Genomic DNA, 26918 nt, shown 5'->3' with positions numbered 1-26918 from the left:
GGAGTTCGGAGCGCCTTACGTGGGTCCGCCGCCGCCCAGGCTGCGGGCCGTCTGGAATTCGCTGTCGCGATACGGCCGGCCGTCGGGTTGCAGCAGGTCGTGAAACCACACCTTCGGCGGCGCCGCGTACGGGTGATCCCACGAGTCCCACGGGTAGTAGGTCTGGGTCTTTCCGGCGACCAGCCCCCAGTTGAAGGCGCCGATGTTGCGGCGCTTCGCGATGGGCAGGATCGAGTCGATCGTGCTGCCCTGCGGCCGGGCCATGTACTCGGTGCAGATGATCGGGCGTCCCATCGGCGCGAGCTCGGCGACCCGCGCCTCGAAGCCCGTGGGCTCGGCGTAGGAGTGGAAGGTGATCACGTCGGCGTTGTTCAGCTGGATATCGCTGATGGCGCTGGCGCCGCCGCGCTCGCCTTGGTCGGCGCCGCGCCAAACCCCGCTCGTCAGGGGCTGGCTGGGATCGACCGCACGGGCCCAGCGGAACACCTGGGGGAGCAGCTCGGCGACGCGCTCCAGCTTGTCTTTGCGCTCGACTTTGGCGTACACGCGCGCGGGATTGTCGGGTTCGTTCCACAGGTCCCATCCCAAAACCCGGTTGTCGCTGCGGAATTGGGTCAACACGCTGGTCACGTAGTCGTGCAGGACCTGGGTGTAGGCGGGGTCGCCGAGGCGTTCGGCGCCGGGGCTCTGGACCCACCCCGAGTTGTGGACGCCGGGCCGCGGCGCGCGCTGCGGCCCCAGTTTGGGAAACGGGTCCCAGCAGGAGTCGAAGAACACGAACAGCGGCCTGATGCCGTGGCTGGCGGCGACGCTGACGAACTGCGCGAGGCGGTTGTGAAAGCCCCGGGCGTCCTGGGCCCACAACTGGTCATGCAGGAAAACCCGCACGCTGTTGAAACCGTAGGCCCGGGCCCAGCTCAGCTCGGTGTTGATGCGCCGAAGGTCGTAGGTCCCGGGCTGGAACATCTCGAGCTGATTGATTGCGTTCGACGTGATGTAGTTCGCGCCGACCAGCCATCCCTGCGCTTGATACCAGCGGTTGGCCCGGTCGGGCGACCACCGGGTTATCTCGCCGGAGGAGCGCGGCGCCGGGTCCGCGGACGCGCGAGGCGCATGCACCAGGGCCGTGCCCGCCGCCAGCAGCAATGGAAGCTTCAGGGCCGTACGACGGTGCACCAAATGACGATAAATTTCCCAAGGCCCGGCACCCGGTATTTGGCCAGCGCGTCGCGCCAGCTTCTCGGCGCTTCGGAAATTGTTATCTTGTTGTGACCTACCGCCATTCGCGCGCCCGGTCGGGGGTCACCGTGGACCGGCGGACGAAGCGCGGCGGAATCCCTTGGTGTGCAACGCCGTTGCGAGCCAGCCGAAAACGCGCCTGCTCAAATGTCAAGGGACGACGGCGCCCACCCGTCCACGACGAGCGGTAACGAGACCGACGAATCGCCGCAACTGACCTCGATCGTCCAGCGGCCGTCGACGGGCAGCCGTGCCTCGATTTCGAAGAAGGCGAACCCCGGGAATTCCCCGATGCTGGCTTCGGGCGCGTCGAACCATTTGTATTGCGCCGCGTCGAGTGTCGGGGGCTTGATCTCGACGTCGACTCGCCGGTCCGAATCCCCGCTTTCGGCCAGCGTCAGCACCACGAGGACAAGCCGCGCATACCGGTCGGGGCCGACCGTGAACTTGGACAGCACGCCGCCTTGCACGTTGAGCTTGTTGTCGACCGTCGCGGCCGCTTCCGCCAGGAAAGCCCCGGTAAGTTTCACAGGCAAAACCTACCGCGCAGCACGGCCGATCGCGTGGGGAATGACTAACGCAGCTGGCGGCCGTGATTGTCCTGGGTTCGGCGTCGACATTGGGCGGACTGCCGGCGCCCGCGAAAAAAAGCCCGGCTCCGATGGCGAAAGTGACTACAAATTTTGCGTCCGGGGGCGCGATACTTAACCGGTGCCTGATCGCAATGTGCTCGGTGGCCCGCTGGAACCGTGCGGCACTGACCCGCTTACAGGTTTCTACCGCGACGGCTGTTGCTCGACCGGCTCAGAAGACCTCGGTCGGCACACCGTCTGCGCGGTGATGACCGCTGAATTCCTGGAACACCAGCGCTCGATCGGCAACGACCTGCTGACGCCGGTTCCCGAGCACCGCTTCCCCGGCCTGCTGCCCGGCGACCGCTGGTGCGTCACCGCGCTGAACTGGCTTCGCGCCCACAACGACGGGTGCGCCGCGCCCGTGGTGCTGGCGTCCACCCACGAGCGCACGCTCGAGGTGGTGCCCCTGGAGGCGCTCGAGGAACACAAGGTCGACGTCCCCGACGACCTGGCCAACCTGTAGAGCTTCCTGACGCGCCCGCACGCCGCACGGTAACTTCGACGCAGTCAATGTCGAGGAGGCGGTCGCGTGGGTGCTGCGGGCCCCGGCTTCACCGACGTGGATGACATCGACTTCGACGACCTGACGTCGCCCCGGCTGACCGACGTCCAGCGCCAGATTCTCGAATTCACCGAAGCCAAGCGCGTCGAGTTCGACGTCGACCGGATGCTGGCCGAGGCCGTCGAACATGCGGGCGCCGACGACCTGGACGACACCGACGGGTTCGGCGACCGGCTGACCGCGCACGTGGCCGCGATCGAGGCCGACGGTGGCCTGACCCAGCTCACTCGCAACACGCTGCGGCAACGCGTGGTCCGCCTGGTGCGCAACCGGCTGTCGCTGACCGACCTCATCAAGCGCTACCCCGAAATCGAATCGATCCCGATCGAGCAGCCCTTCATCGTCGTCGGGATGCCGCGATCCGGAACCACGCATCTGGTCAACCTCATTGCCGCCGACCCGCGCCGGCGCGCGCTGCCCTACTGGGAAAGCCAGGACCCGATACCCGCGCTCGGGCAGGGCCCCGACATTTCCGGGGTCGACCCTCGCTACGCGCGCGCCAAGGACGAGCACGACGCGCTCATGGCCAGCGCCCCGGTGGTCGCCGCCATGCACGACCGCTTCCCGGAGGCGATCGAGGAGGAGGTCGAACTCCTCGACCTCGACCTTGCCGCCTACGTCCTGGAATGGCATGCGCGCGTGCCGGATTGGCGCGACTACTACCTGGGGCTCGACCAGACCCGGCACTACGCCTATATGAAGAAGGTCCTGCAGGCGCTGACGTTCCTGCGGGGTCCGCGGACTTGGGTGCTGAAGAGCCCGCAGCACTGCGAGCAGCTCGGCCCGCTGATGGCGACCTTTCCCGACGCGACGGTCGCATTCACCCACCGCGATCCCGTCGCCGTGGTCCAGTCGGCCATCACGATGATGGCCTACTCCGACCGGCTACGCCGGACCAGCATCGACCCCGAATGGTTGCTGGACTACTGGAGCGACCGCGTGCAGCGGCTGCTCGGCGCGTGCGTGCGCGACCGCGACCTGGTTCCCGCCGAACGCAGCATCGACATCAGCTTCCACCACCTCAACGGCGACGAAATGCCGCTGCTGGAGCAGCTTTACCAGCGCGGTGGAGTCGAACTGACACCCAGAGTGCGCGGTCGCCTGCAGAACTATCTGGACGGCAATCCGCGCGGCAAGCACGGCCGCGTCCGCTACGCGCTGCAACGACACTTCGGCATCTCGCCCGACGAACTCCGCGGGCGCTTCGGCTTCTACTTCGACAGGTTCGACGTCCACCCCGAATAAAGGAGACATCAGCGATGGAACCGGTCTATCGCAGCAGACCCGGCGCGGATGCCATGCGCCCGGCCGCCGCGGCGGAGGCCACGCCGATAGCCCCGGGACTGTGGTGCTCGCCGGGCCTGTCGAACGCCTACCTGCTGACCACCGCCGAGGGGCGGGTCATCGTCAACACCGGCATGGGATTCGAGGGGCCGGTGCACCGCGCCAACTTCGACGCCGTCGACCCGTCGCCGGTGCGCTACATCATCTTCACGCAGGGCCACGTCGACCACGTCGGCGGCCTGGACAGCGTGCGCGACCCCGACACAACGGTTGTCGCACAGGCGAACTGGACCGCGTGGCGCGACGACAACGAACGGCTGATCCCGTACCGCGCCGCCCGCAGCGCCTTCGCGTTCAAGGACAGGCTGGCATCGGGAATCCAAGACATCCAGCGGCGGCTCGGGACCAAGCGGCTGGCCGCCCAGAGCGTGCCCGCCGTCGACCTCGACTTCGAGGACACCCTGACCCTGGAGCTTGGCGGGCGACGCCTGGAGTTGCTCGCGGTGCCCGGCGGTGAGACCACCGACTCGCTGGTGGTGTGGCTGCCGGACGAGCGGATCTGCCTGTGCGGGAACACGTTTGGTCCGATATTCGGTCACATCCCCAACCTCGTCACCATGCGCGGCGACCGCTACCGCGACGCCCTCACCGCCATCGCGTCGGTCGAGCGGGTCCGGGATCTGGAGCCCGAGCTCCTGGTGACCGGTCACTTCGAGCCGATCGCCGGGCAGCGGCGCATCAACGCCGAATTGACCCGCCTGCGCGACGCGATCCAATACATCCACGACCAGACGGTCGCCGGGATGAACGCGGGCAAGGACGTCCACACCCTGATGCGTGAGATCACCCTGCCCGCGGAATGCGAAGTCGGACAAGGCTACGGGAAGGTCGACTGGGATGTGCGGGCCGTGTGGGAGAACTACTCGGGCTGGTTCCACCACCGGTCGACCACCGAGCTCTACCCGGTCGGTTTCGACGCCGTCGCCGCCGACGTGGTGGAGCTGGCCGGCGCCGACGCGCTGGTGGACAAGGCGCGCGCGCACCTCGAGGCGGGGCGGCCACTGCACGCCATCCACCTCGCCGAGCTGGTTCCCCACGAGCACGCCGGGGCCCGCGACGTGTTGAACCGGGCTCATGAGACGCTGCTGGCCGACAGCACCAACTTCTGGGAAAGTGCCTGGCTTCGAAACCAACTAGCGAGGAACATATGACGGCGCGAGTCAGCTTCGACTTCACCGGGACCGAGGTCCTGGTCACCGGCGGCACCAGCGGAATCGGTCATGCCACCGCAACGCTGTTCCGCGACGCCGGAGCCGAGGTCACCATCACCGGGACCAAACCCGCGGCGGCGGACTACGACAAGGACCTGTCGGGCATGGCGTATCGACAGTTACGCATCACCGACCCCGAATCGGTGGACGCGCTGGCGCAGGCGTTCGCGCGCCTCGACGTCCTGGTGAACAACGCGGGCGCGAATTTCCCAGGCGGGCTTGACGAGTCGAAGCCAGACGGGTTCGACGCATCCGTCGCACTCAACCTGATCGGCCCGTACCGGCTGACGGTCGCGTTGTATCGGGCGCTGAAGTCGTCGACCGCCGCCGGGGGCGCCAGCGTGGTGAACGTCGCGTCGATGTCCGCGCTGCGCGCGGTCCCACTGGTCCCCGGATACGGCGCGGCGAAAGCCGGGGTCGTCTGCATCACCCGCAATCTCGCGGTGAAGTGGGCAGGCAAGGGGATCCGGGTGAACGCGGTGGCGCCGGGCACGATCGACACCCCGATGACCGCGCCCATGCACGGGGCGGCCGAGCTGGTCGAATCCGAGCTGGCCCACATCCCGTTGCATCGCTTCGGGTCCGTCGGGGAGGTCGCGCCGACGGTCGCCTTCTTGTGCACCGAGCAAAGCAGCTACACCAGCGGCGCGCTCTTCGTGGTCGACGGCGCGTCGGACTGCATCTGAAAGCCAGGGGCTGACAATGACATTCGCTCTGCACCCGCAGGACTTCTATCACACCGGCGTCGTCGTGCCCGAGCTCGGCGCGGCGATGGCCAGGCTGAGCGCGCTGGCCGGCTACCGCTGGATCAAACCGATGAGCTACACGCTGCCCTTCCGCACCGCCTCCGGCGTCCGCGAATTGACCTCGACGATCGTCTACTCCCTGCAAAGCCCCCACGTCGAACTCGTGCAGGAGGTTCCCGGCAGCCCGTGGACGGCGGCGCCGGGCAACGCCGTCCATCACCTCGGCTACTTCAGCGATGACTTGGCCGAGACCGCCCGGGCGCTGGAGGCCAACGGCTTCACATTCGAGATGACCGCCGATACGCCCGGGTCCGATCTTTCGCTGTTCGCCTACTTCACCGACGCCACCGGCACCCGCATCGAGATCGTCGACCGCGCGCTTTTCCCCGACTTCCCCGCATTCCTGCAGTCGATGGCGGGACCGGCGGAGGCATGACGTGCTGCTGACCGTGCTGCGCTTCAATTTCGCGTCGCCGCAAGGCGATCCGCGCACCCAGGGCGGGCTGCTGTCCGCCGCGCTCGAGCTGGCGCAATGGGGCGAATCCCACGGCATCACGTCGATCAGCGTCGACGAGCATCACGCGACCGGGCACGGCTGGAGCTGCAACCCGATCATGGCCGCGTCGATGTTCCTGGCCCGAACCACCACGCTGATCGCCAGCGTCGACTGCGCGCTGGGACCGCTGTGGAATCCCGTCCGGCTCGCCGAGGACATCGCGCTCGTCGACAACATGAGCCGCGGCCGGCTGCTCACCACGGTGGGCCTGGGCTACCGCACGGTCGAATACGAGGCGCTCGGAGTCGATTTCGGCCGCCGCGGTGAGCTGATGGACGGACTGGTCGAGCGGATGCTGTCCGTGTGGTCCGGCGCCGGCGCGGACGCGGAGGTCTGCACCGGCACCTGGACCAGGCCGCATCCGCCGCTGTTCGTCGGCGGCGGTTCGCGCGCGACGGCGCGGCGCGCGGCCCGCTTTCGGCTCCCGCTCAGCCTCGCCGACCACCTGCCCGACGTCGCCGCCTACTATCGCGCCCTGTGCGCCGAGGTCGGCCTCAAGCCGCTCGTCGTGATGCCCGGGGCGATCAACCGCGGGATGATCTTCCTGCACGAGGACCCGGACCGCGCCTGGGCGGAGCTCGGCGACCACATCCTTTGGGAGGCGGTCACTTACGGCGGATGGTCGGCCGATCAGCGTTCGCTGATGCACCTGCCCGGGGTTCGGACCCTGGACGAGGTGAGGGCGTCGGGACGGTACCGGTTCCTCACGCCCGATCAGCTGATCGCCGAGGTGCGCCAGGCCGAGGACTTCGGGCCGTTGGTGATGCACCCGCTGGTGGGGGGCATGCCCGTCGACGAAGCGTGGAAGTCGGTCCAGCTGCTCACCGACAAGGTCCTGCCGGCGCTCACCTGATTGCCCATGCGTTTAGATCAAGCGCGTCTGAACAGGATTTTTAACAAAAAACCGCCGCCGACCTGCGGTCGGCGGCGGAGTTGTCCACAGGAACCCTTAGTCGCTGTCATTCCTAGCGGTCGCGCCTTCAGCCTTGGATGAATCACTGACCGCGAAACCGAACGGCAGCGCGTCACGGCTCCGCTCTTTCTCGAAGTAGCCGCTCGGGTTATCCCTAAGTAACTTAACGGCTTCCGTGTCGACTGCTGGACGGACAATCTTGCGCGAGAACTTCCCGGCCATTGCCCCCACTTTCTTCCTGGAAGAGGCCAATATAACCTCTCATGCCATACAACGTACCCATAATGCCGACAGTTTTCCCGTAGGCAGGCGGCTCGATCAGCACTCATATGTCGCGGCGATGAGTGTCGCGAAGACCGCGACCTTCGCTACGTCGACTTTTGGGTCCAGGTCACCGGCAGTCGGGCAATCGACCGTCAGGACGCCGTATGTATGGAACGGCTCGTCCGTTGTGCCGCCAACGATCGACACGGGATGAGTGATGTACGTCCGGTACGTCCCGGACAAGTGCTCGTCTTCGATCACCTTGTCGGGAATCGATTCGACGAACGTGATCTCGTTGCTCATGGTGTTCTTGAAGATGTCGAACTTGTCGTCAGCCAACGAGAACACGCGCGTCGAACGATCTCCCCGTCCGTAGAACGCGCCTGGCTCAAGTCTCATTTCTGTTTGCTCACGGTTCAAACGGTAGAGGTTAGCCCGGGTGCCATTGCCTGCGCTCTTACCGACGAGGTTTGCTGCCATACACACAGCGGTCTTCCGGGCATTACTTGCGAGCTCGTGCCGCTTCACACCATCTTCTTCCAGAAGCACTTCCGCGATGACGTTGAGGATGTTGACCAAGTGCTTGCCCAGCCAGCGTTCAATGTCATCTCGATGCTCCTGCTTCACCCGCTCGACGGCTAGCATCTTGTACTTCTCGAACGATCGGAACTGCACGTACCGGGCGTACATCAGTACCGTGGCAAACCCGAAAGAGACGAACACGACGGTGACACACGCGATTCTCCATCCGCCTGTCCACAGGCTCGCCGGTACGCCAGCGGCGGTACTTAAACCGTACAGCGCGATGGGAACGTATTCGGGGCAGTGCCGCATAGCTGCAGGGAGACGCGAATCCTTGAAAAACGCGACAGCCAGGCGCCTGAGTAACAAGACCAAGCGCCAAAGCATCACAAAAGGGAACGCGATGCACTTGGCGAACGTGTGCAAAACCCCCGGCTCCTTTCGTCTCGCACCGCGGCCACGGAGTGCCGCCCCCTAGTCGAGCAGTTGATTACCCTTTTTATCGGCGTCTGCCGATAAACTGTGAGCCGGACGGGATTCGCACCGCGTCAGAAGTCTGCAACACTCCCGGCACTGCCCGGCCCTTGGCCCCCGCCGCTCCCTTCGTTAGACGGGCACTGGCGGCGGGGCGCTTATCCCCTCATTGACCCGCCCTCACCCTCTTCTAACGAGGTGATTTCGCCCGCGGCCTGACGCGGGGAATCCTCATAGCCCAGCGACTTGAGGTCCTCGATCACCTGGCGAAGTGCCGTGAAACGGTCAGCAGGAAGCTCTAGCCAACGAACGTCCACGTACGTGACCACCGTGCCGGCAGAGCCCAACTTGACCTCGACCCGTTCACCACGCTCTTCGGCCTTTCGCAGCGTCTGCGGGGCCGACGGTTTTGGTTGATCACGTTTCACGACAGTCGTACGGCCCGATGTCTGCTTGAGCGTTCTTGTACCGGCAACTCGGTACTGCCCGGTCACTGACGATGCACGCTGCCCGCCCGCACCTCGTCCAGTGGGCAGGTCCTCGCTGTATTCGGCAAATTCAAGAAGGCCAAGAAATAGCGCAACCATCCGATCGCGCTGTCCCTCAGGCTTGAACGTACGGAATGCGTCGTGGACCGCCTCGTACGTCGCGCCAGCAGGTTCCAAAACCCCAAACACAGGGGCGTAGGCCTGGCGCAGAAGTGCTACCAACGCCGGCTTGAAATCGGCGGCAGGGACCCGGCGTAGCTCTTCGAACTGGTCAGTCGGCATGCCGTCGCCGTCGATCAGCCCGAGTATCTTCAAACTCTGAAGGGTCCGAGGGGCCTGGCTTTCCGTAACGCCGACACGTTGAATCGACTCGACGGTCAGCGGCGACGGAAGACCCTGGTCACGAAATCGGCTAATGACAGTACGGACCGTCGCGGGCGACGCGTATCCCATCTGTTCGACCTCTTGTAACGCCACGTTGATACCCTCCTCTCGTGTACCAGCATGACTGTAACACGATCCACGGGCATCCGCGCAAATAGCATCTCGCGTTACACCGGCCGCGGGGTGCCCGCGCCCGGACGGGAAGCCGACAGGTTACTGATGAGGTGTGCAGAGGGGTTGTTAGTGAGATGTGGTCAAGACGACCTTGCTCGCGGCGGTGCCGGGCCCCGTGCCGGCCACCGAACGCATCGTGTGCGTCCAGGATGCGGCCGAGCTGGCGCACCGGCGTCCGCATCTGGTCAGGCTGGTCGCGCGGTGTCCCAACGTCGAGGGCGTCGGCGAGGTTTCGGTGCGTGAACTGGTCCGCCAGGCGTTGCGGATGCGGCCCGACCGCATCGTGGTCGGCGAGGTCAGGGTCTCCGAGGTGGTCGATTTGCTGGCGGCGCTGAACACCGGCCACGACGGCGGCGCTGGCGTCGGCGCCCAGTACGTCGACCATCGCGAGGAGGTCGTCGCGAACCTCAGGTGCCGGCACGCCGTCCGCGACCACCTGCAGCCCCGTTGCCGGGCCCGCCGCGCCGCCTCCAGCGCGGTGGCGGGCGGCTGCTGCAGCTGAATGGAGACGGTGTCGGCGGCCTCCCATAGTGCGGCGCACCGGTCGAGATCGTCGACTCGAGCCAGCGAGCTGTCCGGCACGTCCTCCAGCAGTATGTGTTCCGGTGGCCGGCCGACGATATCGATCAGCAGCGCAAGTACTGTGCCCATTCAGCTCGCCGTGAATCGCCCGGCGGCGACGTGCGACCGTGTGGTTCGATCAGCACCAGCGACAACGATGCCAGAGGCGGGAGAAAAGTGACGCGACGAATCGGCCGGATCCTTGTGATCCCGTTCATCTCGGCCCTGGCGATGCTGCTCGCGCCGTCGGCGTCGGCCGACGGCTACACCGAGCAGGTGGTGGACAGGTTCAACGCGCAGACGCACGTCGTGGCCGACCCGGCGGCCCGACCGCCCCTGCAGGACCCGGACAGGCTGAACGACCAGATCCTGACAAGTAGGTGGGTGTGGAGCTCGGCGCCCCGGCTGTGGGTGGCCGCGGTGGCGCCCGCCCAGAGCGGCGTGACGACGGCGGACGCCATTCACAACATCATCGTGGGCCGCGATCCCGGCTTCAGCGGCGTCATCCTGGTGATCGACGCCAAGGGCTACCACGTGCGGGCCTACAACGTGCCGAGGGAGATCGCCGACAGCGTGAACTCCTTCTTGGACCAGTCCGCCCGGGCGCACCGCAACGACCCCGACGGCGCGACCCGTGACTTCGTCGGCAAGCTGGCCGGGGCGAGCGTCGCGTCGGGCGGGCCGGTGACGACCTCGCCCGTCGGGACCGCCAAGCACACCAGCTGGACCTGGCTGTGGCTGTTGCTGACCTTCGTCGGCGTCGGGCTGGCGATCTGGTTCGCGGTGAGCCGAAACCGCAAGCGCCGCAAGGATGCCGAGGCGCGAGAGCGGATCAAGGAACAGTTGATCGCCGCCGAATCCGAAGTGGCCGACCTCGATAGCGCGGTGGTCACCAACGCCGAGACCGACGTCAGCGCCGAGGCGTTGAAGGCCAACTCCAGCCTCTCCGATGCCCGCAAGGCGTACCAGGCGGGCGACTACACCGCCGCACGGGCGCACCTGCGGGCCGTGCAGGCCACCGTCGACAAGGCCAACCGCAAGCTGAACCCGGCCGCGATCCCGAATGTGAACGCCGTGACGTCGGTGCCGCCCCAGGACCGCAAGCAGGCCACGGTGCAGGCCAGGAACCCGGACACCGGGCAGGTCGTGACGATCAACAACAACAACTACAGCACCACCCCGCAGCCGGGTTACGGGAATTACTACCCGGGTGGCTACCACAACGGGATGTTCTTCTACCCCGGCTACTACCCGTACGCGTTCTGGGGTCCGGGCTGGGGTTGGGCCGTCGCCAACGTTCTGCTGATCGATGCCCTGCTGGACGACCACTGGGGCGGCAGTTACGACCGCGGGTTCGAGGACGGGCGGGATTCGGCCCTGGCCAATTCGGGCTATGACGGCAGCCAGGGCGGCTACGACAGCGGTTACGACAGCCAGCAGGGCGATGTCGGATTCGACGGCAATTACCAGTACTCGGGCGGCGGCGACACCGGTTTCGGCGGCGACTCGTACTCCGGCGGTGGCGACGCCGGTTTCGGTGGCGGTTGGGACTCCGGTGGCGGGTTCGACTCGGGCGGGTCGGACTTCGGCGGTGGGTTCGACTCCGGCGGAGGCTTTGACTCCGGCGGCGGCAACGACAGCTTCTGACCTCAGAAGGCCGAGATTCCGTCGCGGTGCGGGTGCAGCGCTCCCACCGGTGAGGTGAGCGGAAGGTGCAGCGCGTCAACGATTCCGGGCTCGGCGGCGCAGACCCACGGGATGGCGTTGACCGCGCGCATGCCGGTGGCCAGCAGGCCGTGATCGTTGTGGCTGTCGCCGGGCCGATGCCCCACCTCGAACTCGGCGTCAAAGCTCGGTTCGCCGTCGATGATGACGCGCCAGATGCCGTCGGTCCCGCCGGTCCGGCCCTTCGGCCAGTCCGGGGCTAGGTCGTCGGCGATGCGGTCGACGTGCTCGATGGTGATGACGTCGACGCCGTCGACGACGCCGATGCAGCGGGCCCGGGTGGCGCCGACCGTGCCCGCCTCGACAAGGCCGAAGGCGGTGGGGATTTCGCGCGGCGTGGGCAGGAACTCGCACGTCTCGCGGATGTCGTCGAGTTCCCCCCCGAGCGCCTCGGCGACCATGGTGACGGCGGCGCCCCAGCCCCAGCGCAGCACGCCGGGCATCATCAACCCGCCCTGGTAGTCCAGCGACTGGCCGAAGCCGAACAGCTCGCGCATGTCGTATTCGGCCGGATACTCGGAGTAGTTCGTGATTTCGATGCCGCGCACCGAATACACCTTGTGCGACATCGACATCAGCGCGATGGGGAACAGGTCGGCGCCGAAGCCCGGCTCGATGCCGCTGGAAAACAACGAGCTGCCACCGGCTTCGGCCGCGCCGCGGATCGCATCGGTCACCTTGGCGGGCAGCGAGCCCCGCGGGTACACCAGCCCGGGTATCGCGGTCGTCACCACGTTCTTTCCGGCGGCCAGGATTCGGCACAGGTCGCCGATCGCTTCCTTCATCCGGGGTGGCGCGGGCGCCGCGTAGACGACGCAGTCCGCGTCGCCGCCCAGGATCACCGACTCGTCCCGGGTGGCGGCGACGCCGACCGGATCGATGCCCGCGAGCTCGCCGGCGTCCTTGCCATTCTTGCTGTCCGAGTGCACCCATACCCCGACGAGCTCGAGGTTGGGGCGGTCGGTGATGGTTCGGATCGCGTACCTTCCCACCCCGCCGGTGGCCCAGACCGCGACCTTGTACGTGTCGTTCACGATTTCGGCTTCCTTTTCCAGTGCGGACTCTTGATGGCCTCGACGGCGTCGGTGACGTAGCGGTCGAGCGGGCGCGGTTTCTTGTTCGACTGGCGCACCCACCGCTGAAACGCGAAATCGCCTGCGGCGAAGCCGAGTTGGACCAGCAGGCCGGGCCGGATATCGGTGTCGGGATTGGCGCCCATCCGTTCGCCGATCAGCCTCGTCGCCCGCTCCTTGTCGGCGGGCGTGTGCAGCGTGACCTTGTCGAGCAGGCCGGGCGCCACCAGCAGCGCCTCGCGCCACTCCTCGCAGTCGGCCGGGTCGAATGACCGCGTGCGGAAGACGATCGCGTTGACCAGCGCGACGTCGGGTGATTCGGCGGCGGGCCGCTCCTCGAGGAGGCTGACGATCGCGGCGCCACCGTGGCGCAGTGGTGCGAGTAGCAGTTCCTCCTTGGTCGGTACATGCCGGAAGAAGGTTCGCGCCGAAACGCCTGCGGCCGAGGCGATTTCCTCCGTCGTCACCGCGTCGTAGCCGCGCTCGATGAACAGCCGGAACGCCGCGCGCCTGATGTCGGCCCGGATCTGGGCGCGCTGTCGTTCCCGCAACGACTGACTCAACGGAAGCAGCCGATTCCGCCGTCGACTTGGATCGTCTGGCCGGTGATGAATGTGGCGTCGGTGCTGAGCAGGAACGCCACCAGCGCGCCCACGTCGGTGCGGACGTCGCCGATGCGCTTCATCGGGACTCGTCCCACTGCCTTCGCATAGTCGTTGGGCGCGAACTGCTTCCACGCCTTGACGCCGTCAGACTCGGCGAACGGGCAGATGACGTTGACTCGGATGTTGTCCCGCCCCCACTCCAGCGCGGCGACCTTGGACAGCCCGCGGATGCCCTCCTTGGCGGCGGCGTAACCGCCCCACTTGGGTTCGCCGCCGGTGCCGGTGCCGGAGCCGAGGTTGACGATCGACCCGCCGCCCGCCTCGAGCATCAGCGGGTACACGGCCTGCATCAGCAGGAAGGTGGCGCGGGGCCCGACGTCGTACCCGAGCGCCAGGTCCTCGGTGGTGATGTCGATGAATCGCTTGGGCTCGTTGGTGGCGATGGCGTTGTTCACCAGGCCGTGCACGGTGCCGAACGCCTCGACCGCGGCCGCCACCGTTCGCGGCGCGGTTGCCGGGTCCCGCAAGTCGGCGACGAGCTGTTCGACGCGCCCCAACTCCCTCAGCTCCGTGGCCGTCGCGTTCAGGACCTCGTCCTGGATGTCGACCAGCAGCACCGACGCGCCGCGTTCGAGCAGGGCGGCGGCGATGCCCTTGCCGACGCCTTGCGCGGCGCCGGTGACGATCGCGACGTGGCCGCGCATCGAGTCGGGATGTGAATAGCTCATCGCACCGGCCCCAACTGGAGCGGCACGCCGCGGTGCATCTCATAGGTGCTGCGCGCGCCGTCGGGCAGCTCGATGAACTCGACGGGTGTCCCGTCGGGATCCTGGACGAAAAACATTCGCACCCCGCCTATTTCGAACGGCTCCTGGTCGGGCGGGTAGCCGGCGGCGGCAATGCGGCGGTGCGCGTCGTCGAGATCGGGCACCCGCAGCGAGACGTTGTGGATGCCGGTGATGCCGCGCCGCGGCTTCTCGGCGTCGGGTTTGGCGCCGAGTGAGAGGAGCTCGACCATCAGCCCGCCCAGCAGGCCGCCCACCACCCGGCCCTCCTGCTTTCGCTTCGCGTGCAGTGCGGCGTCGAAGGGCTCACCCGAGATCAGGGTCTCGAAGACGACGTCCATGCCGAGCGCGTCGCGGTAGAACGCAAGCGCGCGGTCCATGTCGGTCACCCCGACGACGAGGTGACAGAACGACACGTCGTTGAGCGCGGTCACGGCGTCTCCGCGAGATTGGCAGCGGGGCGCCCGGCGAACAGGGGCAGGTCCAGGTAGGTCTTGATGCCCGGCCCGGCGGCGCAGACGTCGGGGATGGCGTTGACGCAGTGGTTGGCGGTGGCCACTACACCCGGATTCTTCACCAGCCCTTCGGCGATGGTCTCCGGCTGCAGTCCCTTGAAGGTGAGGCTCACGCTCGGGTCGCCGGTGATCTCGACCTCGAAGCGTTCGCCGCGCCCACCGAAATCCCAGGCCGGGTCCAGGTTTTCCTCGCCCATCAGCCAGTTGACCGCGGCGGTGATGACCGGCTCGCCGTCGACGAGGGCCTGCCAGCGGAACCGGCGTGCGGCCACCGTTCCCGGGGTCAGGGGGAACGGCGCGTAGTCGATGTCGGCGGTCGCCACCGCGACGTCCTGGATGGTCCTGATGTTCGGCTCGATGCGAAAGCCCATGTGCTCGGCGACCATTCGCACCGACTGCTTGAAACCCGCCTCGAGCAGGCTGGCCATGGGCCCCTGCATGGCCTCCTCGGGGGTGCCACCGAACCCCATGATGTGGCGCACCACGTCCGGCGCGTTGTAGGTGCGGATGTCGGAGAACTCCTCGGCGCGCACATGGGTGACCGCCGAGGAGAGCGAGGACAACATCAGCGGGAATCGTTCGGTGATGCCGCCGGGGTGGATCCCCGAACCGTGCAGGGTCACACCGCTTTCGAGCGCGGCGTCGGCGACGGCTTGGTGGCGCGGGTTGTCCGGGTCGGGGTATACCCAGCCGACCGGGGTCACTACGTTCTTGCCGGACCGCAGAATCGCGATGACCTCGTCGTCGTTGGGGATCAGGGGGCTGTAGACGACACAATCCGCGTCGAGGGCCAGCACGTCGTCCACGTTGGTGGTCGCCGTGACCCCCAGGGGCGCGGACCCGACGATCTCGCCGACGTCGACGCCGTCCTTGCCGGCGCTGTGCACCCAGCACCCGACGAGTTCGAGCTGCGGATGGTTCACCACGCACGCGATGGCGGCCTTGCCGACGCCCCCGGTCGCCCATTGGATGACCCGAATGCTCACCTGTGACCTCCCGAGTGCTTTACACGCCGACGCCTGAAATGGCACAGTATGACCCGCTGACAGTCACTGTCAATGAAGCATGGGAAGGCGGCCGATGGGCGTGCTCGACGGCAAGATCGCGATCGTCACCGGGACCAGCCGCGGCGTGGGCGTCGGCATCGCGCACGAGCTGCTGCGCGCCGGTGCCACGGTCATCGGCTGCTCCCGCTCGCCGCTGGACAACATCCCGGACATCGACGACGACTGGGCGGGTCGCGCTTCCCAAAAGGTTTGCGATCAAGGCGATTACCGCTCGATCGACTCGTTCGTCGCCGACGTCGTCGCCACCCACGGACGCATCGACATTCTGGTGAACAATGCCGGCGGCACGGTGCCAGCGCCGCACGCCGAAAGCATTCCCGCGCTGGTCTCACGCATTCAGGGCGCACCGGGCAGCGACGACGAGTACGAGCGCACGGCGCTGTTTCACGCGTTCGCCGTGCAGATGAACCTCATCAGCCCGCTCTGGTTCGCGATCCGCGCCTACCGGCAGATGCGCACCCAGGACGGCGTGGGCTGCGTCATCAACATCTCCAGCGGCGCGGGACACCCGGCCGGATCTCCGACACTGGTCTCGTATGGCGCGGCCAAGAGCGGGCTGAACCAGCTCACCCGGTCGCTGGCCGAGGAGTGGGGGCCGAAGGTTCGGGTCAACTGCGTCGCGCTGGGCCCGACGATGACCGAGAACTTCCGGTCGTTCGTGCTGCCCAAGGACGACCCGACCGGCGAAAAGTACTTCGCCGCAGTGCCGTTGCGCCGCGCGGGGGAACCGGCGGAGGTGGGCCGCGTCTGTGTGTTCCTGGCCGGCGGGGACGCGGACTTCGTCAACGGCACCACCATCGAATGCGACGGCGGCATGCTGCCCGGCGTGCTCTACGACGCGGGCCTGAAGACCATCACCGACCTGCTGTAGAAATCTCTCCCTCGACCGGCGCCGGTCTGCTACGTTGCGGACACGCCAACGGCTCGGTGAGCCCCGGGGAGGCATCGTGCATCGGACAGTCGCCGCCGCAATGGGCGCCGCGCTCGGATTCGCCTTGGTCGGCTGCGTCGGGGCGCCTCCGGCCGCCGCGGACAATCCCGTTTGCAGCCAGACGTGGTGTTCCTTCCTGTCCCCGTCGCGCAACATCGGCTGCGAGATGGACTATCAACGTGGCCACGACATTCCCGACGAAGCGTATTGCCAGTCGACGGCACCGCCGCAGTCCGTGCATCTGTCCACCGACGGGACGTTCAAGAGCTGCACGGGAGAGACCTGTCTCGGCAACGCGGGGGAGGGCACGCCCACCCTGCCCTACGGCCAAACCGCCTGGCTCGGCCCGTTCAGCTGCCGGTCGGAACCCAGCGGCATCACCTGCAAGGTGACCTCCGGCCGCGGCTTTTCCATCTCCAACGCGGGGATCATGCCCGTCGGATAGCCCCTTCCGGTGATGTCCGGAAATGTCAAAAGGTTGTCCTCGACTGTCAAGACCCGGGGGCGCTTGCCGCCGCACAGTGGATGCAGCGGTAAGCCACCGCCCGGACACCACAGTCAAGGAAGCACCATGAACTCCAGCAGCATCGAACACGTCGACGTGTTGATCATCGGCGCCGGCATCTCGGGCATCGGCGCCGCCTACTACCTGCGGACCATGCAGCCGGGCAAGACGTTCACGATTCTGGAGGCCCGCCACGAGATCGGCGGGACGTGGGACCTGTTCCGGTACCCCGGAATTCGCTCCGACTCCGACCTGCACACCTTCAGCTACGAGTTCAAGGCGTGGGAGAACGAGAAGGCGATCGCGAGCGCCGACGCGATCATGGCCTACCTGCGCGAGACGGTCGCCGAGAACGGAATCCGCGAGTCGATCCGATTCGGTCACAAGGTGATCAGCGCGGCCTGGTCCACCGAGGACGCGCGCTGGCTGGTCGAGATCGAGCGCGACGGCGAACGCATCACGATGAGCTGCGGCTGGTTCTTCTGCGCCAGCGGCTACTACCGCTACGACGAGGGGTTCACCCCGGAATTCCCGGGGCGAGAGCGGTTCGCCGGACAAATCGTCCACCCGCAGCACTGGCCCGAGGACCTGGACTACCGCGGCAAGCGGGTGGTGATCATCGGCAGCGGCGCGACCGCCGTCACGCTGGTGCCCGCCATGGCCGAGACCGCCGGGCACGTGACCATGCTGCAGCGCTCGCCGACCTACATCGTGCCGGTGCCGTCGGAGGACCGCATCGCCAACACCCTGCCCAAGCTGATCGGCCGCGACCGCGCCTACGCGATCACGCGGCGCAAGAACGTCGCCAAGCAACGGCTCGTGTGGCGGTTCTGCCAGCAGTACCCGAGTGCCGCACGCCGGCTGATCCGCTACCTCAACGCCCGGCAGCTGCCGGCGGGCTACCCGGTCGACGAGCACTTCCGTCCTTCCTACGACCCGTGGGACCAGCGGCTGTGCGCGGTGCCCGACGCCGACATGTTCAAGGCCATCCGCGAGGGCCGCGCCTCGGTGGTCACCGACCAGATCGAGACCTTCACCGAGCGGGGGATCCGGCTGCGGTCCGGGCGGGAACTGGAAGCCGACGTCATCGTCACCGCCACCGGGTTGAACCTGCTGGCCTTCGGCGGGATCAGCTTCTCGGTGGACGGTGTCCCCGTCGACATGTCGGCCAAGGTGGCGTTCAAGGGCTTCCTGCTCAGCGACGTCCCCAACTTCGCCTACGTGTTCGGCTACACCAACTCGTCGTGGACGCTGAAGGTCGGGCTGATATGCGAGCACTTCTGCCGGCTGCTGGCCCACATGGACGCGTACGGCCACACCGTCTGCTACCCGCGGCTGCCCGGGTCCATGCCGACCAAGCCGCTCCTGGAGGTCACCGCCGGCTACGTCAAGCGGTCCGTCGACCAGTTCCCGCGCCAGGGCGCCGAGGGGCCGTGGCGGACCTCCATGGACTACCGCGGCGACTACAAGACGCTGCGCGAGGGTCCGGTCGACGACGAGAACCTGTGCTTCGCCAGCCCGTCAGCGGCCGGCGCGCTCGAGCCGGCGCTGGCCGGATAACCGTCCCTTCGTAAACCGAGGAGCACACCGTGGAACTCATGACGCCGCTCGACGCGCTGTTCCTGTCGGCCGAGACCCGGGAGCACCCCCTGCACGTCGGCGCGTTGCAGCTGTTCACCCCGCCCACCGATGCGGGACCCACCTTTGTCCGCGATGTCCACCGGGCGATGCTGGAGTGCGACGACGTGGCGCCGATCTTCCGCAAGCGCCCCATGGCCTTTCACGGTGCGCTCGTCAATGTGGGGTGGTCGTCGGGCAATGACATCGATATGGGCTACCACGTTCGGCGATCTGCCTTGCCGGCACCGGGCCGGGTCCGCGAACTGCTGGAGCTAACGTCACGGCTGCATGGCAACCCACTGGATCGCCACCGTCCCCTGTGGGAAACGCACGTCATCGATGGTCTGAGCGACGGGCGCTTCGCGGTTTACACCAAAATGCACCATGCGCTCGTCGATGGGATATCGGCCCTCACGCTGTTGCAGCGGTCGCTGACCACCGACCCTGAGGACACAAACTTCAGGGCGCCGTGGTCACCGCCGGAGGCAGCGGCCGCCCCCGGCCTGCACCGCGGCACTCGGTTGCGCAGCATCACCGGCAAGCTGGGATCCGTTGCGGCAGCGGCTCCGTCGACGCTCCGACTGGCGCGCGCCGCGCTGCTCGAACAGCAATTGACGCTGCCGCTGCGGGCGCCGCGCACCATGTTGAACGTTCCGATCGGGGGCGCGCGGCGGTGTGCCGCACAGTCGTGGCCCCTGGACCGCATCAAGGCGATCAAGAACGCCGCCGGCGTGAGCGTCAACGACGTGGTCCTTGCCATGTGCTCGGGTGCGCTGCGCGCCTATCTCCTCGATTACGACGGACTGCCCGACGCGCCGCTGGTCGCAATGGTCCCGGTGAGCTTGCGCAACGACGGCGACTCGGTCGGCGGCAACATGGTCGGGGCGGTGCTGTGTAACCTTGCCACCGACCTTGATGACCCGGCAGAGCGCCTGCAGACCATCCACGCGTCGATGCGCGCTAACAAGAAGGTGATGTCGCAGCTGCCCCGCGCGCAGGCGATGGCGCTGTCGCTGCTGCTGCTGAGCCCGGCCGTCATCACCAGCCTGCCCGGCTTCGCCAAGGCGGCCCCGCCGGCGTTCAACGTCTGCATTTCAAATGTGCCCGGCGCGCGGGAGCCCTTGTACTGCAAGGGTGCCCGGCTGGACGGCAGTTACCCGATGTCGATTGCGCTCAATGGGCAAGCGCTCAACATCACGTTGACCAGCAGTGGCGACAGTATCGACTTCGGGCTGGTGGGATGCCGTCGCAGCGTGCCGCACCTGCAGCGGCTGCTCGGGCATCTGGAGACGGCGCTCAAGGATCTGGAGCGTTGCGCAGGGCTGTGAAAAGTGACGTCAAGCCCGCGCCATCGCCGGCGTGCGGATTCGACTCCGGTAAGCGGCCGGCCCGGTCCCGAACCAGCGTTTGCACGAGCGGGTCAGCACGCTCTGTTCGGCGTAGCCGAGCTCACGGGCCAAGTGCGTGAGGCTGATGCCGGTGTTGCGCAGGTACCGGTCGGCGATGTCCCTGCGGACCTGATCGACGAGTGCCGCGAACGTTGTGTCCTCCTCGGCGAGCCTGCGCTGCAGCGATTTTGGGTGCAGGTTGAACTGGTCGGCAACCAACTCGAGCGTGGCAGTTCCGGTAGGCAACAGCTGGCGAACGATGATGCGCACCGATTCCACTATCCCGGCATCTCGAGGGGTGATGGCGTTCAGATATTCGACGACGGCCTTATGGGCGACGTCATCGCGGTGCAATGGCCGGTGTAAGTCGGCCGTCCGCACCGTGAAACCCGCCGCCCGCGCGGCGAACTCGGGTGTGCATCCGAAATACCGCAGGTAGTCGGCTTTGGGCGTGAGCGGATCATGCGGCAGATGCACCTTCAGTGGGAGGTAATCGGCACCCATGAGCAGCCGGAAGACCCGTAGCGAGACACCCAGCGACAGCTCCGTGGTCTGCGGGTGCGGCGGCGGGTTGTCCAAGAGAAAGTCGAGTGTCACGAACGACCGTTGCGCGTCGCCCAGCGGCGTGACGCGGAGGGCGATGACCGGGCTGTAGGCCGCCATGTAGGTTCCGAAGATTCCCAGGGCGTCCGCCACTGTGGCGGCGGTGCGGGCGGCCACGCCGACCGGCCCCAGAATCTCGATGCCCTGCCGCTCCGCCAGCCGTCGCCCGAAGTCCGGTGTGTTCGTGGCCTGGGCGGCGGACTCGATCGCATTTATCGCCGCGAGGTAGGAAATGAACGCGTCGTAGTTGCCGGCGTCCTGGATCCGGACGCCCGCTTGGCGAAGGAGGCCGACCGGGTCACCACCCAGTTCGGCGACCAGGCCCGGGTAGTTCGAGAGCGCGGTCCCGCGCACCACGGACATATCGATGACCCTCAGCGGATGACGCCGCCCTGTCAAGGGTCAAAGGTAGTCCCACGGCGTGTCGTCAACTGTCAAAAGCTTGTCTTGAAGTGTCAAGACCGGGGCCTGGCTGAGGGCGCATAGTGAAATCGAGCAACAAACCCGAATCCCCATCAGGAGAACGCATGTCGAATCAACGCGTCGCCATCACGGGCGGGGCCCGCGGCATCGGTCGCGCCACCGCCGCGGCCTGCTTGCGCGAGGGCATGTCCGTTGTCATCGGCGACATCGATGGCTCCCTGGTCGCACGGGTCGCCGACGAGCTGGGTGAAGGGGCCATTGGGCTGCCGCTCGACGTGCGTGACCCGCAGAGTTTCGACGCGTTCCTTGCCGAGACCGAAAGGCGCATCGGACCCCTCGACGCCCTGGTCAACAATGCCGGCGTCGCTCCGATCGGTCTGTTCATCGACGAAGATCCCCGCGACACTCAACGGATGGTGGACATCAACCTCGGCGGCGTGCTCACCGGGACCAGGTTGGCATTGCGCCGATTCGTTCCCCGCGGTCACGGCCACATCGTGAACGTGGCGTCGTCGGCCGGACAGATCGCGCCCGCCGGCGCGGCAACCTACGCGGGCACCAAGCACGCGGTCGTCGGCTTCACCCGCGCCGTTCGGGCCGAAACCCGCGGCACGGGGGTCCGCACTACCATCGTGATGCCCGGGCTGATCCGCACCGAAATGATCAGTGGCTTCAGAAAAGCAAGGGGCACAAGGATTGTCGGTCCCGAAGTGGTGGCCGCCGCGATCGTCGATGCCATCCACGGCGGACGCGAAGAGGTGTTCGTTCCGCGTGAACTTGGGCCGATTGCCCGGTTGATCGCGGGCAGCCCGCCCGCCATCGCCGATCGAATCAAGCGGGCGCTGAAGGCGGACGTCATCATGGCGCATGCCGACGCGGACGCCCGCGAGTCGTACCGACAGCGGATGGACTCCGAGATCGAGGAGGCGCGGTTATGACCGGATTGCAGACCCGACAGGTTGTGGTCGACGGTGTTCGCTCGCCGGTGCTGATCGGTGGCGCGGGCCGCGCCGGCGAGGCCGTCGTTTTCGTGCACGGGAATCCCGACGCGGGCGCCGACTGGGAACCGCTGATGACGCGTGTGGCCGAATTCGCCACAGTCGTCGCACCGGACATGCCCGGGTTCGGCGCGGCGGACGCACGAGCAGACCAGGACTACACCTTGGCCACCTATGCCGCGCATCTGGGCGGACTTATCAACCAGGTCGGCGTCGCCAGGGTGCACCTGGTCGCGCACGATTTCGGCGGACCGATGGCGCTGACGTGGGCCGCCGCCAATCCCGAAAAGGTCGCCAGCGTGACGCTGATCAACACCGGAGTGCTGCTCGACTACGGGTGGCACCGGCTGGCTCGAGTCTGGCGTGCTCCCGTCGCCGGGGAACTGCTGATGCGCGCCACCACCCGCCGCGTTGGGCGCCTCGTGATCGGGCACGACAACCCCGGGCTACCGGAGGAGTGGGTGAATCGGATCACCGAGCACCTGCTCCCGCCCGGGACGAAGCGCGCGGTGCTGCGGCTCTACCGCTCCACCCGCCAAGAGGACATGGACAGGCTCGTCAGCCCGCTACGTGCCCTCGATCCAGACACCCTAGTGGTCTTCGGCGCCGCGGACGTCTACATCCCGGTCGCGCAGGCCGAACGCCAGCGCCGGGTGTTCCCGCGCGCGCGTGTGGAAATCTTGCCCGGTGTCGGTCACTGGGCGTGGCTAGAGCAACCCGACCGGGTTGCCGGCTTAGTGGTGCCGTTCTTGCGTGAGCGGGTCGGCACGACTGTCCAGAAGTCTCACTAAGACAAGGAGATTCACGTGAGCACAACGTTGGAGCCCACCACGGAACAGTTCGCGGCGCTGACCTCGCGACCGGCGGACCAACCCGTTCTGATGGTCAACCTGCTGAAGTTCAAGGCTTCGGGTGGCCTGGAGTCGTATCTGCGATACGGGCAGGAGGTCGCGCCGCACCTCGAACGCGTCGGCGCCACCCTCCGATACGCCGGCGCGGCGCCGACCGTCGTCATCGGCGACGGTGAACGACCTTGGTGGGACGCGATTCTCATCGTCGAATACCCGACGCCGCAGGCGTTCCTCGACATGGTGTCGACGCCCGAGTACGCCAAGGTGCACGAGCACCGCGCGGCCGGGCTGGAGCGTGGCGACCTCATCGCCACCTCCGCGTGGTCGGTCGCCTAACCCAGGACGGGGATGCGGCGCTCGCGCCCCAGCCGATCGAGCGCGGCCTGCATGACCGAGCGGACGTAGGCGTCGACCTCGTCGACGTCGGGCTCCTCGCCGAACCGCTCGGCGATGTCGATGGGCTCCAGCAGCTGATAGACGATCTTGGTGGGTAACGGCATGTTGGCCGGGAAGAACACCGACATGCCGAAGGGGAAGCCGATCGTGATCGGCAGGATCTCGATGCGAAAGCGCTTGAGCCCCAACCTCTTCGCCAGCCAGTTGCCGCGCGTGAGGAAAAGCTGGGTCTCCTGCCCGCCGATCGACACCGCCGGCACGATCGGCACGCCGGCCTCCAGGGCGGTCCGCACGTATCCGGTGCGGCCATCGAAGTCGATGACGTTCTGCCTCAGCGTCGGGCGGAACGCGTCGTAGTCGCCGCCGGGGAAGGCCAGCACAACGGCGCCCGAACGCAACGCTTCGCCGGCGTTTTCCCGGCTGGCGTGGATAACGCCGAGGCGTCCCAGCGCGGCGCGGAACGGCGTGAAGAACACGCCGTAGTGGGCAACCGTATAGAGAGGGCGGTCGTAGCCGAACTTGCCGTAGATGGCCGGAGCCAGCACGTTCCAATCGGGCGTGAGCACGCCGCCGGAATGGTTGGACACCAGCAGGGCGCCGCCGGCCGGCGGGAAGGTTTCCAGGCCCCGCACTTCCGGGCGGAACCAGCGTTTGATGACCGGGTTCACCGCGTTGATCAGCATCTCGGTGAAGGTCGGGTCCCACTTCGCGGTTTCGGGATATGTCATTTCGTCACCCGCCGACTATTGCGCCATGTGTTCCAGTGGGGTCATCCTCCCGCGGCCGGCGATGACTGCGCAGAGCCGCAATCCCCGCATGGCGGGGACTAAAGACCCGTTTGAACGCCGCCGGTCATCGCTAACGTGGCTGGCGAGGTGCAGCGATGACGGTATTGATGACGGGGTTTCCCGGGTTTCTCGGCAGCGCGCTGCTGCCGAGCATCCTCAAACGCGTTGACAGTTCGGCGATCTGCCTGGTGCAGCCCAAGTTCGCCACGCTCGCGGAGCGACGGGTGGGCGAGCTCAGCAGCGCAGACCCGTTCCTGGAGGGCCGCATCCAGGTGGTCGAGGGCGACATCACCCGACCGGGGCTGGGCCTCGCCGCGGGCGCCCTCGTGGGGGTCACCGAGGCGTGGCACCTGGCCGCCGCGTACGACCTGACCGTGCCCCGTGACGTGGCGGTACGGGTCAACGTCGACGGCACCCGAAACGTCCTCGAGGCACTCGAGCGCTGCCCCATGCTGACGCGCCTGCACTACTTCAGCACGTGCTACGTCAGCGGTCGCTACGCCGGGCCGTTCGGCGAGGACGACCTCGAAGTCGGTGCGCCGTTCAACAACTTCTACGAGGAGACGAAGAATCTCGCCGAGGCGGATGTCCGCTGGCACATGTCCGCGGGCATGCCGGCGACGATCTACCGCCCCGCGATCGTCGTCGGCGACAGCCGCACCGGTGAGACGCAGAAGTTCGACGGACCGTACTTCATCATGCAATGGCTGTTGCGACAGGGTCGGCGCGCGATCCTGCCAATGGTGGGCGACCCGACCGCAACTCGCGTGAACGTCGTCCCCCGCGACTTCGTCATCGACGCGGCCGGATATCTGAGCGGACTCCCCGCCGCCGAGGGCCGGACCTACCAGCTGGCGGATCCGCGTCCGCTCACCGTCGACGAGATGACGAGGACGCTGGCCGAGGCGACCGGCAAGGAGCTCATCAAGGTCCCGTTGCCGCGCAGCCTGGCCAAGGCCGCCCTGGCGCATGTTCCGGGGCTCTACCGCCTGATGCGGATCCCGCCCGAGGCGGTCGACTACTTCGCGCACCCCACCACGTACCTGACCGCGCATTGCCGCGCCGACCTCGAGGGCAGCGGCATCGAGGTGCCCGCGTTCGGAAGCTACGTGGATCGGCTGGTCGAGTACATGCGCAGCCATCCCGAAGTCGGTTCGGCGGCGATGTTCTAACAGCCCTTCGCGTCCCGCGCAGTTGGGGGTCTAATTGGTGCATGGAATTGATGGCGCCCACCGACTCGGTATTTCTTATCGCGGAATCCCGAGAGCATCCGATGCACGTCGGTGGTCTGTCGCTGTTCGAGCCGCCGGAGGGCGCCGGGCCGGAGTTCGTCCGGGAGTTCACCGACGCCATGGTCGCCAATAACGAATTCCAGCCCACGTTCCGCAAACATCCCGGGACGGTCATGGGCGGGATCGCCCCCATGGCCTGGGCCTACGACGACGAGATCGACGTCGACTACCACGTTCGGCGCTCGGCGTTGGCGTCGCCGGGACGGGTCCGCGAACTGCTCGAGCTGGCCTCGAGGCTGCATACCAGCCTGCTCGATCGCCACCGCCCGCTCTGGGAGCTGTACGTGGTGGAGGGGCTGGACGACGGCCGGTTCGCCATGTACAGCAAGATGCATCACGCGCTGATCGACGGCATTTCGGCGATGAAGTTGATGCAGCGCACGTTGTCGATCGACCCGGACGACCCGGACGTTCGGGCGATGTGGAGCCTGCCGCGCCGACCGCGTCCCAAGTCGGCCGGCTCCTCGCCGCTGAGGTCGCTGGTCAATGCGGCGGGATCCGTTGTGGGACTTGCCCCTTCGACGGTGAAGCTGGCCCGCGCCGCGCTCATCGAGCAGCAGTTGAGCCTGCCGATGGCGGCTCCGCACACGATGTTCAACGTCAAGATAGGCGGCGCGCGCCGGTGCGCCGCCCAGTCCTGGCCGGCGGATCGCATCTTGAGCGTCAAGAGGGCCGCCGGGGTGAGCTTCAACGACGCCGTGCTGGCCATGTGTTCGGGCGCGCTGCGCTACTACCTGCTCGAGCGGAATGCGCTGCCGGACGCGCCGCTGATCGCGATGGTTCCGGTGAGTCTTCGCTCGAAGGAGGAGGCCGACGCCGGCGGCAACATGGTCGGCAGCATCCTGTGCAACCTCGCGACCGACGTCGAGGACCCCGCGGAGCGGATACAGGCGATCAGCGGGTCGATGCGCGGCAACAAGAAAGTCTTGGCCGAACTGCCACGAATGCAGGTGTTGGCGTTATCGGCCCTGTACATGGCACCGCTGACCCTGGCGCTTGTCCCGGGTTTCATCTCGTCCACACCGCCGCCGTTCAACCTCGTCATTTCGAACGTCCCGGGGCTGGCGGAGCCGATGTACTACGGCGGCGCGCGGCTTGACGGCAGCTACCCATTGTCGGCGCTCCCGGAGGGACAAGCGCTGAACATCACCCTGGTGAACAACGCGGGCAACCTCGATTTCGGTCTGGTCGGATGCCGTCGCAGCGTTCCGCACCTGCAGCACCTGCTCACGCACCTGGAGTCGTCGCTCAAGGATCTGGAACGGGCCGTCGGGGTCTGA

At 67.1% G+C, this 26918-nt stretch carries 28 protein-coding genes and 1 pseudogene; 17 read left to right on the top strand and 12 right to left on the bottom strand.

The window, feature by feature from the left end; all coding sequences use genetic code 11:
- Positions 1 to 15: 15 nt before the first annotated feature.
- Both AC5Y7V_RS00470 and AC5Y7V_RS00465 read right to left on the bottom strand, forming a co-directional pair.
- Positions 16 to 1176 (bottom strand): cellulase family glycosylhydrolase, encoded by a 1161-nt coding sequence (locus tag AC5Y7V_RS00470; protein WP_499878104.1) that lies wholly within the window; start codon positions 1174 to 1176, stop codon positions 16 to 18.
- Positions 1177 to 1382: 206 nt separating this feature from the next.
- Positions 1383 to 1769 (bottom strand): hypothetical protein, encoded by a 387-nt coding sequence (locus AC5Y7V_RS00465; RefSeq protein WP_499878103.1) that lies wholly within the window; start codon positions 1767 to 1769, stop codon positions 1383 to 1385.
- Between the two features lie 181 nt (positions 1770 to 1950).
- Here AC5Y7V_RS00465 and AC5Y7V_RS00460 point away from each other — a divergent pair, with 181 nt between their 5' ends.
- The 6 genes from AC5Y7V_RS00460 (at position 1951) to AC5Y7V_RS00435 (ending at position 7146) form a co-directional block, all read left to right on the top strand.
- Positions 1951 to 2337 (top strand): DUF2237 family protein, encoded by a 387-nt coding sequence (locus AC5Y7V_RS00460; RefSeq protein WP_499878102.1) that lies wholly within the window; start codon positions 1951 to 1953, stop codon positions 2335 to 2337.
- 66 nt (positions 2338 to 2403) lie between these two features.
- A complete protein-coding gene (locus tag AC5Y7V_RS00455) occupies positions 2404 to 3681 on the top strand; it encodes a sulfotransferase family protein (protein WP_499878101.1) in 1278 nt (425 codons plus the stop codon).
- A gap of 14 nt (positions 3682 to 3695) precedes the next feature.
- Positions 3696 to 4931: an MBL fold metallo-hydrolase gene (locus tag AC5Y7V_RS00450; RefSeq protein ID WP_499878100.1), complete on the top strand. Its 1236-nt coding sequence runs from the start codon at positions 3696 to 3698 to the stop codon at positions 4929 to 4931.
- Positions 4928 to 5677, top strand: a complete 750-nt coding sequence (locus AC5Y7V_RS00445) for an SDR family NAD(P)-dependent oxidoreductase (protein ID WP_499878099.1) — start codon at positions 4928 to 4930, stop codon at positions 5675 to 5677. Before AC5Y7V_RS00450 ends, AC5Y7V_RS00445 begins: the two co-directional genes overlap by 4 nt.
- A 16-nt stretch (positions 5678 to 5693) precedes the next feature.
- A complete protein-coding gene (locus tag AC5Y7V_RS00440) occupies positions 5694 to 6173 on the top strand; it encodes a VOC family protein (protein ID WP_499878098.1) in 480 nt (159 codons plus the stop codon).
- 1 nt (position 6174) lies between these two features.
- A complete protein-coding gene (locus AC5Y7V_RS00435) occupies positions 6175 to 7146 on the top strand; it encodes an LLM class flavin-dependent oxidoreductase (protein ID WP_499878097.1) in 972 nt (323 codons plus the stop codon).
- 96 nt (positions 7147 to 7242) lie between these two features.
- Here the strand turns inward: AC5Y7V_RS00435 and AC5Y7V_RS00430 are convergent, their stop codons facing one another.
- From AC5Y7V_RS00430 to AC5Y7V_RS00420, 3 genes are all read right to left on the bottom strand, one after another.
- Positions 7243 to 7428, bottom strand: coding sequence for a hypothetical protein (locus AC5Y7V_RS00430; RefSeq protein ID WP_499878096.1), 186 nt, complete (start codon positions 7426 to 7428; stop codon positions 7243 to 7245).
- 96 nt (positions 7429 to 7524) lie between these two features.
- Positions 7525 to 8418, bottom strand: a complete 894-nt coding sequence (locus tag AC5Y7V_RS00425) for a hypothetical protein (protein ID WP_499878095.1) — start codon at positions 8416 to 8418, stop codon at positions 7525 to 7527.
- Between the two features lie 206 nt (positions 8419 to 8624).
- A complete protein-coding gene (locus AC5Y7V_RS00420; protein WP_499878094.1) occupies positions 8625 to 9431 on the bottom strand; it encodes a DUF5343 domain-containing protein in 807 nt (268 codons plus the stop codon).
- A gap of 163 nt (positions 9432 to 9594) precedes the next feature.
- On the opposite strand from AC5Y7V_RS00420, the pseudogene AC5Y7V_RS00415 reads away from it, so the two are divergent.
- Positions 9595 to 9873 (top strand): annotated as a pseudogene (locus AC5Y7V_RS00415) (ATPase, T2SS/T4P/T4SS family); the annotation flags it as partial.
- A 377-nt stretch (positions 9874 to 10250) separates the two neighbouring features.
- Complete coding sequence (locus AC5Y7V_RS00410) at positions 10251 to 11720, top strand: hypothetical protein (protein WP_499878093.1); 1470 nt, start codon at positions 10251 to 10253, stop codon at positions 11718 to 11720.
- 2 nt (positions 11721 to 11722) lie between these two features.
- On the opposite strand, the gene AC5Y7V_RS00405 is transcribed toward AC5Y7V_RS00410, so the two are convergent.
- Genes AC5Y7V_RS00405 through AC5Y7V_RS00385 form a run of 5 tightly spaced genes read right to left on the bottom strand, consistent with a single transcriptional unit; the run spans position 11723 to position 15762 of the window.
- Positions 11723 to 12832 (bottom strand): NAD(P)H-dependent amine dehydrogenase family protein, encoded by a 1110-nt coding sequence (locus AC5Y7V_RS00405; protein ID WP_499878092.1) that lies wholly within the window; start codon positions 12830 to 12832, stop codon positions 11723 to 11725.
- Positions 12829 to 13434: a TetR/AcrR family transcriptional regulator gene (locus AC5Y7V_RS00400; protein ID WP_499878091.1), complete on the bottom strand. Its 606-nt coding sequence runs from the start codon at positions 13432 to 13434 to the stop codon at positions 12829 to 12831. The genes AC5Y7V_RS00405 and AC5Y7V_RS00400 overlap by 4 nt, the downstream gene beginning before the upstream one ends.
- Positions 13431 to 14204: an SDR family NAD(P)-dependent oxidoreductase gene (locus AC5Y7V_RS00395; RefSeq protein WP_499878090.1), complete on the bottom strand. Its 774-nt coding sequence runs from the start codon at positions 14202 to 14204 to the stop codon at positions 13431 to 13433. Before AC5Y7V_RS00395 ends, AC5Y7V_RS00400 begins: the two co-directional genes overlap by 4 nt.
- Positions 14201 to 14695 (bottom strand): VOC family protein, encoded by a 495-nt coding sequence (locus AC5Y7V_RS00390; protein ID WP_499878089.1) that lies wholly within the window; start codon positions 14693 to 14695, stop codon positions 14201 to 14203. The genes AC5Y7V_RS00395 and AC5Y7V_RS00390 overlap by 4 nt, the downstream gene beginning before the upstream one ends.
- Positions 14692 to 15762: an NAD(P)H-dependent amine dehydrogenase family protein gene (locus tag AC5Y7V_RS00385; protein WP_499878088.1), complete on the bottom strand. Its 1071-nt coding sequence runs from the start codon at positions 15760 to 15762 to the stop codon at positions 14692 to 14694. The genes AC5Y7V_RS00390 and AC5Y7V_RS00385 overlap by 4 nt, the downstream gene beginning before the upstream one ends.
- Positions 15763 to 15856: 94 nt before the next feature.
- On the opposite strand from AC5Y7V_RS00385, the gene AC5Y7V_RS00380 reads away from it, so the two are divergent.
- The 4 genes from AC5Y7V_RS00380 to AC5Y7V_RS00365 all read left to right on the top strand — a co-directional run bounded on the left by AC5Y7V_RS00380 (position 15857) and on the right by AC5Y7V_RS00365 (position 20227).
- Complete coding sequence (locus AC5Y7V_RS00380; protein ID WP_499878087.1) at positions 15857 to 16714, top strand: SDR family NAD(P)-dependent oxidoreductase; 858 nt, start codon at positions 15857 to 15859, stop codon at positions 16712 to 16714.
- A gap of 76 nt (positions 16715 to 16790) precedes the next feature.
- A complete protein-coding gene (locus AC5Y7V_RS00375; RefSeq protein WP_499878086.1) occupies positions 16791 to 17219 on the top strand; it encodes a hypothetical protein in 429 nt (142 codons plus the stop codon).
- A 126-nt stretch (positions 17220 to 17345) separates the two neighbouring features.
- Positions 17346 to 18839, top strand: a complete 1494-nt coding sequence (locus tag AC5Y7V_RS00370; RefSeq protein WP_499878085.1) for a flavin-containing monooxygenase — start codon at positions 17346 to 17348, stop codon at positions 18837 to 18839.
- A gap of 38 nt (positions 18840 to 18877) precedes the next feature.
- Positions 18878 to 20227, top strand: coding sequence for a WS/DGAT/MGAT family O-acyltransferase (locus AC5Y7V_RS00365; RefSeq protein ID WP_499878084.1), 1350 nt, complete (start codon positions 18878 to 18880; stop codon positions 20225 to 20227).
- 9 nt (positions 20228 to 20236) lie between these two features.
- Here AC5Y7V_RS00365 and AC5Y7V_RS00360 read toward each other — a convergent pair whose 3' ends face one another.
- Positions 20237 to 21253, bottom strand: coding sequence for an AraC family transcriptional regulator (locus AC5Y7V_RS00360; RefSeq protein WP_499878083.1), 1017 nt, complete (start codon positions 21251 to 21253; stop codon positions 20237 to 20239).
- Positions 21254 to 21417: 164 nt separating this feature from the next.
- Here AC5Y7V_RS00360 and AC5Y7V_RS00355 point away from each other — a divergent pair, with 164 nt between their 5' ends.
- From AC5Y7V_RS00355 to AC5Y7V_RS00345, 3 genes are read left to right on the top strand one after another with little or no spacing between them, the layout of a single operon-like run.
- On the top strand, positions 21418 to 22251 hold the full coding sequence (locus AC5Y7V_RS00355) for an SDR family oxidoreductase (RefSeq protein ID WP_499878082.1): 834 nt from the start codon (positions 21418 to 21420) through the stop codon (positions 22249 to 22251).
- The gene (locus AC5Y7V_RS00350) at positions 22248 to 23102 is read left to right on the top strand and encodes an alpha/beta fold hydrolase (protein ID WP_499878081.1); all 855 of its coding nucleotides are present in this window, start codon (positions 22248 to 22250) and stop codon (positions 23100 to 23102) included. Before AC5Y7V_RS00355 ends, AC5Y7V_RS00350 begins: the two co-directional genes overlap by 4 nt.
- Positions 23103 to 23117: 15 nt before the next feature.
- On the top strand, positions 23118 to 23498 hold the full coding sequence (locus AC5Y7V_RS00345) for a DUF1330 domain-containing protein (RefSeq protein WP_499878080.1): 381 nt from the start codon (positions 23118 to 23120) through the stop codon (positions 23496 to 23498).
- Here AC5Y7V_RS00345 and AC5Y7V_RS00340 read toward each other — a convergent pair.
- Positions 23495 to 24286 (bottom strand): lysophospholipid acyltransferase family protein, encoded by a 792-nt coding sequence (locus tag AC5Y7V_RS00340; RefSeq protein ID WP_499878079.1) that lies wholly within the window; start codon positions 24284 to 24286, stop codon positions 23495 to 23497. The genes AC5Y7V_RS00345 and AC5Y7V_RS00340 overlap by 4 nt on opposite strands.
- Before the next feature lie 155 nt (positions 24287 to 24441).
- Between AC5Y7V_RS00340 and AC5Y7V_RS00335 the strand changes: the two genes are divergently transcribed.
- Together AC5Y7V_RS00335 and AC5Y7V_RS00330 are read left to right on the top strand one after the other, a co-directional pair.
- Positions 24442 to 25518 carry an SDR family oxidoreductase gene (locus AC5Y7V_RS00335; RefSeq protein WP_499878078.1) on the top strand — a complete coding sequence of 359 codons (1077 nt, stop codon included), beginning with the start codon at positions 24442 to 24444 and terminating at the stop codon, positions 25516 to 25518.
- Between the two features lie 41 nt (positions 25519 to 25559).
- The gene (locus tag AC5Y7V_RS00330) at positions 25560 to 26918 is read left to right on the top strand and encodes a WS/DGAT/MGAT family O-acyltransferase (protein ID WP_499878077.1); all 1359 of its coding nucleotides are present in this window, start codon (positions 25560 to 25562) and stop codon (positions 26916 to 26918) included.

The organism is Mycobacterium sp. NGS34 (assembly GCF_059812845.1).
The sequence above is the reverse complement of the archived record's forward strand: the minus strand, read 5'-3'. Positions and strand labels throughout refer to the sequence as shown.